This window comes from Sphingomonas oligophenolica, assembly GCF_006438955.1.
Classification (GTDB): domain Bacteria; phylum Pseudomonadota; class Alphaproteobacteria; order Sphingomonadales; family Sphingomonadaceae; genus Sphingomonas; species Sphingomonas oligophenolica_A.
The window spans coordinates 391,544-398,778 of sequence record NZ_RCZK01000002.1 but is presented as its reverse complement, the minus strand read 5'-3'; the positions used below and the strand labels follow the sequence as shown (position 1 = coordinate 398,778).

General features: G+C 62.5%; 8 protein-coding genes. 5 read left to right on the top strand and 3 right to left on the bottom strand.

What is annotated here, in order from left to right:
* Positions 1 to 211: transposase (locus EAH84_RS04720; RefSeq protein ID WP_140868377.1), on the bottom strand; the 211-nt coding region annotated here is incomplete at its 3' end.
* Between the two features lie 308 nt (positions 212 to 519).
* A complete protein-coding gene (locus EAH84_RS16325) occupies positions 520 to 720 on the bottom strand; it encodes a hypothetical protein (protein ID WP_241656462.1) in 201 nt (66 codons plus the stop codon).
* Positions 721 to 928: 208 nt separating this feature from the next.
* Between EAH84_RS16325 and EAH84_RS16320 the strand changes: the two genes are divergently transcribed.
* Positions 929 to 1,180, top strand: a complete 252-nt coding sequence (locus EAH84_RS16320; protein WP_241656461.1) for a hypothetical protein — start codon at positions 929 to 931, stop codon at positions 1,178 to 1,180.
* Between the two features lie 504 nt (positions 1,181 to 1,684).
* On the opposite strand, the gene EAH84_RS04710 is transcribed toward EAH84_RS16320, so the two are convergent.
* Complete coding sequence (locus EAH84_RS04710; protein WP_140868374.1) at positions 1,685 to 1,966, bottom strand: hypothetical protein; 282 nt, start codon at positions 1,964 to 1,966, stop codon at positions 1,685 to 1,687.
* 344 nt (positions 1,967 to 2,310) lie between these two features.
* On the opposite strand from EAH84_RS04710, the gene EAH84_RS04705 reads away from it, so the two are divergent.
* The 4 genes from EAH84_RS04705 to EAH84_RS04690 all read left to right on the top strand — a co-directional run bounded on the left by EAH84_RS04705 (position 2,311) and on the right by EAH84_RS04690 (position 7,214).
* Complete coding sequence (locus EAH84_RS04705; RefSeq protein ID WP_241656460.1) at positions 2,311 to 2,919, top strand: hypothetical protein; 609 nt, start codon at positions 2,311 to 2,313, stop codon at positions 2,917 to 2,919.
* 118 nt (positions 2,920 to 3,037) lie between these two features.
* Entirely contained in the window at positions 3,038 to 4,867 is a 1,830-nt protein-coding gene (locus EAH84_RS04700) for an AI-2E family transporter (protein WP_140868368.1), read from the top strand.
* A 90-nt stretch (positions 4,868 to 4,957) separates the two neighbouring features.
* Positions 4,958 to 5,815, top strand: a complete 858-nt coding sequence (locus tag EAH84_RS04695; protein WP_140868365.1) for a serine hydrolase — start codon at positions 4,958 to 4,960, stop codon at positions 5,813 to 5,815.
* A gap of 94 nt (positions 5,816 to 5,909) precedes the next feature.
* Positions 5,910 to 7,214: an Hsp70 family protein gene (locus EAH84_RS04690; RefSeq protein WP_140868528.1), complete on the top strand. Its 1,305-nt coding sequence runs from the start codon at positions 5,910 to 5,912 to the stop codon at positions 7,212 to 7,214.
* The last annotated feature ends 21 nt before the right edge of the window (positions 7,215 to 7,235 follow it).

Here is a 7,235-nt window from a genome sequence, read left to right as displayed (position 1 = left end):
TCACGTCGATCGCCGGTTCGCTCGCGGCCGGCTCCGATCCGAATACGTCCGCCGCGCCCTCCAGCAGCCGGGATCGCCACTGGTTGATGAGGTTTGGATGCACGTCATACTGCTGCGCCAACTCGGCCAGCGTCTTCTCACCCTTCACGGCAGCCAGAGCTACCTTGGCCTTAAACGCCGGGCTGTGATTCCGGCGGGGTCGCTTGCTCATCTTGCCTCCTGGGGCGGCCAACATGGCCGCGGTCAGATCGGCAATCCACTTATCCCCGCTGTTCAGATTTCCCGAGCCACCTCTATGCGAGTAAGCGCCGACGACCGGCAAGGTTCACTAGAGGCCCAGATGCGCGACCTTGAAAGCAGCGGCGCGTCGAATGAACGAATGGCAGCAGCTGGGAACCGCTCAATCGCCCGCAAGCGTCCGCTTCTGGGTCTTGGACGTCGCGGTTCGCCGTGGCAAGGGCTGCGTCACGACTGGTCGTCGCGGCTTCTGTTGCACGGCGATCCGGATTTCGCGGTATGTCAGTGTGACGAAATCTGGTTTAGCGCGGCCGAGCCGATGTGCCAACGCAATTGGCTGGCGGATGCGCCATCAACATCGTTGACCCGGCGTACGGTGTAGATCCCGCGGAACTTCTGCTGCGTGCCGTCGTCGAGCGTCGCGTCTACGGTTACCGGCACTGGCTGATAGATCGAGCCGACACCGCCTCTGCCCGGTTCCATCGTACCGATCGTGACGTGTGTGGTGCGGGTATGGGAAAAACCCGCCTTAAACGCTGCCAGTGTCTGACCCGGGCGTCCGTCATCGCCCCACAGGGCCTAAGCCGCGCTGTAATCGCCTGCGTTGATCGCTGAATAGTACCGCTGCACAACGGCGGCGGCCGCAGCCATGCTATTAGGCGCGGGGACGCAGCCGGGCATCGACGACCCCTTGTCATCGAACAAGGCGCAACTGCGTGCGATCTCGTCTTCAATCATCGCACAGCTATTGGCGGCATTGCAGGGCGGCCGGGTCGCGGGTGACACATTCCGGCATATCGCCACCCGACGAGCAGCGGCGGCAGCGCCGATCTCGGATGAACAGGACAGCATCCTCGGTCGCATCGGGCTTGCGGTGGCAACTGCAATGACCTTCGATGGAGGCGGCGAAACGGGACTTGGCGCAACCGCGGCGGTCGCGTAGTGCATCCCTTCGCGCTCGGATGTCGCCGGATCGGACGAAGGGCCACAGGCGGAGAGGGCGAGGATCGCTGCCATCGCTCCGGTAATCGTCATGCGCATGCAGTTTTTACTCTTAAATGGTTCACGCGTTTCGGCGACTTTTAGCGTCTTAGACCGCCGCCCAGCGCTAGAGAAGTCGGGTCCTCCGCTCACCACGCCGCCCCCGACGTTCCGGAGTCGTTGATTTACGCTGATATCAAAGCAGCGCTGCCGTCCGTCACGAAGGGAGCCGTTCGGTCACGCATTTTCCTCCGTCGAAATAAATGAATGGCAGATTTCGGGGGGCGTCAGCGCAGTCTGAGCGTCCACAAATGGGTCAAATCGCGCAAGGAGAGACCGCAAGAACGGGTCGCCGCGGGATTTACGTAAGAGTAACGTGTGGACGCCGGAAGATGAGCGCCTCTCCGCATGATCATCGACTTTTTGGCGAGGCGGTTGTCCAGCCCACCTCGCCAATTATGAAGGGCTACTCGGTTTTCGGAGCGACCGTCGTGGTTTGGGTCGTCGTCTTCTTCATCATGTGGACTGGCGCGTGCGCACGGTGGTGATGGACAATGCGGTGGTGAACGACGCGGTGCGGCCTGGTCGTCGAATGCGTGGACGTGTGGGTCTCGGTCTTCATCGAAGAGGAATGCATCTCGGTTGCCATCGGCGTTGCGGCGGGCTTCGGTGCCATCTGCGCCGCGATCGGCGCTGCGGTTAATGCTAGCGCCAGTGCGCTGGCGGCGAGGATCGAACGAACTTTCATAGTTTCTCCTGTTCTCCGCCATCTGCGTGGTGGATCGGCGGAGATTGATCCTGCCGGACGCTCTTGTCTCGTGAAACTTTGGTCATGAAGATTAACGTCGCGGGTTGGGGCGGTCCGACGCAGGGTGATGGCGGCAAGACTCTCTGATCACTCTAAAAAGTTCCCGAGCGTCATCGGCGTCTGGTGACGGCACGTCTCTTGGTTCCGCTCGGCGGAGATGGGTAGCTGTTCGTCGAATTTTACCGTTTTGTCGGGTCCGATTTCCGTCCTGCGCGTTCTTCGCCCGCGCTGTTCGCTGCGCGAGTTTGTTCAAGCGATGACAGGAGAGTTTAATGACCCAGACATTGACCGGATTGTTCGATCATCATGAGGGTGCCGAGCGCGCGGTGCGGCAATTGGAGTCGATCGGCGTGTCGCATGACGATATCAGCATCGTCGCAAACAATGCTCACGGCGGTCATGCGATTGCGAGCGATGGGCTTCCCGCTGGAACCGCAGCGAAGGAAGATGCCGAAACCGGCGCGGGTCTCGGCGCTACCGTAGGTGGAATCGGCGGGCTCCTCGCTGGACTCGGATTGCTTGTCATCCCCGGTATCGGCCCCGTCGCCGCAGCGGGCTGGCTAGGCGCCACGCTGGTAGGCGCTGCAGGAGGCGCCGCGGTTGGCGCAGCAGCAGGGGGCTTGGTGGGCGCTCTGACTCATGCTGGCGTCGACGAAAACGATGCGCACGTGTATGCCGAGGGGGTGCGCCGTGGCGGATCGCTCGTCACCGCGCGGGTCGAAGACTCGTTGGTCGCGCGTGCTCGCGAGGTGCTTGACGAGCAAGCGCCGGTGGATATCGCGTCGCGGCGGGACGCTTATGAGCAAGACGGCTGGTCACAGTTCGATCAGGATGCTCCAGCCTATACCCACGATCAGGTCGTCGAAGAGCGGACGCGTTATCCGGCGCGTTGAATCCTGGCGGATGTCTGAATGGGGAGGGCTGGGAGCAATCCCGGCCCTCTTTCCCGGGGCTAATTCCTCGCTATTGATGGGTTTAGCCTGATCTGCAGGGAGGAGGGACGACCGCACCGTGGCGCTAGAATCCTACCGCACTTTTACCCGCCGCGGCCTTGAACCGTTAGTTCCGTGGTTGATCGCTGCGATTGCGACCTCGGGGCTCTATTTCGGCCGATCGGTGCTCATCCCGATCATCCTCGCCGTGCTACTCTCGTTTCTGCTTACTCCCATCGTCGCAGGATTGCGCCGAGCGAAATTGCCGCGATCGGCGGCGGTAGTGGTAGCCGTCCTGCTGGCGCTCGGCGGTATAGCCACAACGAGCGCGGTCATTGTCAGCCAAGCCTCCACTCTCAGCAAAAATGCGCCGCTCTATTCCGAGCGTATCGCCGACAAGGCGGCGAACCTTAAAGCCGGCGTCCAGCATCGTTTTGGATTCCTCCTGAGCGAAAGCAGGAGCGGCGGCAGTGGCAGCCGAGAGGCGTCGCGCGCGCGACGCGAGGGCGTGCGTGCGCTCACGACTGCGCCGCCAAGCGGCGCGGTCGCGGTTGAGGTTCACGACGCGCCGCTTACCGCATTTCAAGAAATGGAAGCGTATATCGTGCCGGCGCTCGCGCCGATCGAGACGGCGCTAATCGTCATTATCGTCGCGATATTCATCCTGTTTCAAAAGGAGGATCTGCGGGATCGATTGATCCGGCTGATGGGGGCTGCCGACCTTCATCGCACCACTCTTGCCCTGGACGATGGCGCCAAGCGCCTCAGCCGGTATTTTCTCTCGCAATTCATGGTGAACTTCGGGTTCGGGTCGGTAATCTGGGTCGGGCTTTTCATGCTCGGGGTTCCTTCACCGGGTCTGTGGGGCATCCTGGCGGGGCTGCTGCGCTTCATACCGTATGTAGGCACGCTCATCGCCGTGGTGGGTCCGCTGGCGCTTGCTGCTGCGGTCGATCCTGGCTGGGCGATGGTTATCTGGGTCGTGCTGTTGTTCGCGGTCGTCGAGCCGATTGTCGGTTATGTCATCGAGCCGCTGCTCTACGGCCACTCGACCGGTCTCTCCCCTTTTTCCGTGGTCATCGCCGCGTTGTTCTGGACGTGGCTATGGGGACCGCTTGGCCTTGTCCTCGCCATGCCGCTGACGCTGATGCTCGTCGTCCTCGGCCGACATATCCCGGCGTTCGAGGTTTTCGATATCCTGCTCGGCGACCGGCCAGCGCTGTCGCCTGCAGAGACGTTCTACCAGCGTGCGCTGGCCGGCCATCCTGATGAGGCGATCGAATACGCTGAGGACCTGCTCGAGACGCAGACGCTAGCAACCTATTATGACGATGTAGTGCTGGGCGGCCTGCGGCTCGCAGCAGCGGCGGTCGATCGCGGCGTTGTCAAACGTTCCGCGTTGCGCTCGATCTGCGATACGACGCTCAAGGTGCTGGATGCTCTTGCAGATCACGAGGACGCGGAGGACCCAGATGCGGGTTTATCGCCGACAGACAAGGAACCCTCCGGATCCCTCGACGGCCATAAATGCGACGATCTCAGCGGACGTTCCGTGGTGTGCTTCCCCGGGCGCGGCCCACTCGATGCGGCCGTCGCCGCGATGATGACGCAACTCCTTCACCGCGCAGGATGCCAGGTTCGTGAGCAGTCGCGCGATCCGACGCAGAGCGACAATCCCGCGGGCTTGGAGCAAGGCGAAGCCGATGCTGTCTGCATCCTTGGCCTGTTCGACGAGCGATCATTCCGTCGCCTTAAGCCCCTCATGCAGCGGGAGGGCCGGGCAGCGACGCTGATTGGTGTTCACAGGATCGCCGACGCAACAGCGACCGCCGGCAAAATCGAGGGGGTGCTGCCGTCGTTGGCGGCGGTTTGCGACGCCGTGTCTCGTGCGGCGAAGACACCTGGTTAAGTGTTTAGTCGAGGGAGGCAACACGGCATGTTCAGATTTTCGCTTTTAGAACGAGCACGTCGCTGAAGTGAAATACCCCAAGGATGATTGATGCGCGTATCTCTGCTTTCCCGCCTGCTTCTGTCCAGTATCGCAGGAAGCTTTCTCGTCCCGGCACCGGCGGTTGCAAGCTCTGCGGAGCTCATCGGCCTTGAGCGCGAACTGAACATGCTGGTCGCGAGTCGCGCCGGTGAGTATGGCATTGCTGCGCTCGACCTTCGCGATGGCTCTACCGTCGCGATCAACGGCGATACCCCGTTTCCGATGGCAAGCACGGTTAAGATCGCTATCGCGGCTGCCTATCTCGCCGAGGTCGATCAAGGCCGACGCAGCCTCGGCGACACGATCCTTGACCGTTCCGCGGCAAAAGTCATGGAGCTGATGATTGTCCGCAGTGACAATCATGCGGCCGACCAAGTCCTTGCCACTCTTGGCGGCCCGGTCGCTCTCCAGCGATGGCTGTCGTCGCAGGGGATGACCGGCATCCGGGTAGACCGGACGATCGCCCAGTTGCTTCGAGAGCGCGGCCATCTTGCCGACAGCAGGGATGTGGCCACCCCGGTTGCCATGGTCACGCTGTTGCGCAAGCTCGACAACGGCACCGTTCTGACGGCTCAAAGCCGAACGTTTCTCTTAGAACTGATGAGCCGATGCGCGACGGGCACGCGCCGCATCCGCGCTCTGCTTCCCACTGGCACGCAGGTTGAGGACAAGACCGGCACCCTTGACGGTATCACAAATGATGTGGGCATCATCACGATGCCCGATGGCCACCGCGTGGCTATCGCGGTGTTCGCTCGCGGTGGACGCGATCGGCAGCCTGTCATTGCTGAGGTCTCACGCGCGATCTACGACCGCTTCGCGGATAGTGCCCGAAGCGCTCTCTCTTTCTTCATGCGAATGCGGTGATCCTCGCGTCCTCGCCGACGAATTAAACGGAGTCTTGCTTCGGCGAGTAAGCGAGCTAATCCGTGCCGCCGCGTTCGCTACTGGAGCCGCCCCTATGACCGCTACCAGTCGCCGCGCCGTCGGCCTTGACTTCGGCACCACCAACACGGTCGCAGCGCTCGCTGACCCGACAGGCGAGCCAATGCTCGTACAGATGGACAACGGCGACGAGCTGTTCCGCACGGCGCTGTGCTTCTGGCAGGGTGACGATGCCCGCGGCGGTCTCGCAGTCGAGGCCGGACCAGCTGCGATCCGCGAGTATCTGGAGTTGCCGTCCGACAGCCGCTTTCTCCAATCGTTCAAGTCGGTCGCAGCGAACGCCTCGTTCGACACCGCGCCCGTGTTCGACAAGCGCTTCCGTTTCGACGAACTTGGCAAGCTGTTCCTGGAGAAACTGGCGAGCCACGCAGGCGGCTCGCTCGATCGCCTCGACCGGGCGGTCGTCGGCCGGCCGGTCACTTGGGCAGGTTCCCGCCCCGAAGAGGCGCTGGCGCGGGCGCGCTACGACGCGATGTTCGGCAGCTTCGCGTCCGAGATCCTCTACGTCTACGAGCCGCTCGCCGCCGCTTATGGCCATGCCTCGCGACTAACTAAGCCGGCGACGCTGCTCGTCGCCGACTTTGGTGGCGGGACCAGCGACTTCTCGGTCGTGCAAGTGGCAGCACCTAGCGCAAATCAGCGCTGTAAGCCGCTTGGTCATGCGGGCATCGGCTTGGCTGGCGACCGGTTCGATGCGCGGATCGTGGACAAGCTTGTGCTGCCGTTTCTCGGCAAGGGCGGGCAGTATCGCTCGTTCGACAAGCTGCTCGATATTCCGGGCGGCTATTTTGCCGATGTTGCCGACTGGTCGAAGCTCGCGCTGATGCGCAACCGGCGGACGATGGCGGAGCTCGACCGCCTGCGTCGCAGTGCGCTCGATCCCGACGCGATTGGTCGGATGATCGCGCTGATCGAAAACGAACTAGGTTTGCTGCTCTACGATGCGGTCAATCTGTTGAAACGGAAGCTATCGACGGACGAGCACGCTACCTTCTCGTTCGAGCACGCCGACATCGCAATTGAGGCTGACGTGACCCGCGGCGAGTTCGAACGCTGGATCGGCGACGATCTCGCCCGGATCGCGGCCACGGCGGATCGCGCGCTCGCCGCCGCAGGGGTCGACGAGACGGCGATAGATCGTGTGTTCCTGACCGGCGGCACGTCGCTTGTTCCTGCGGTTCGCGCGATCTTTGCCGATCGGTTCGGCATCGACCGGATCGACTCCGGTGGCGAGCTAACGTCGATCGCTTCTGGTCTCGCGCAAATCGCGCGCCTCGACGATGCCAGCGCGTGGTCAGTGGGGGCTGATTCCGCGTTGTAACTTGTTGCTGAACAAAAGGCC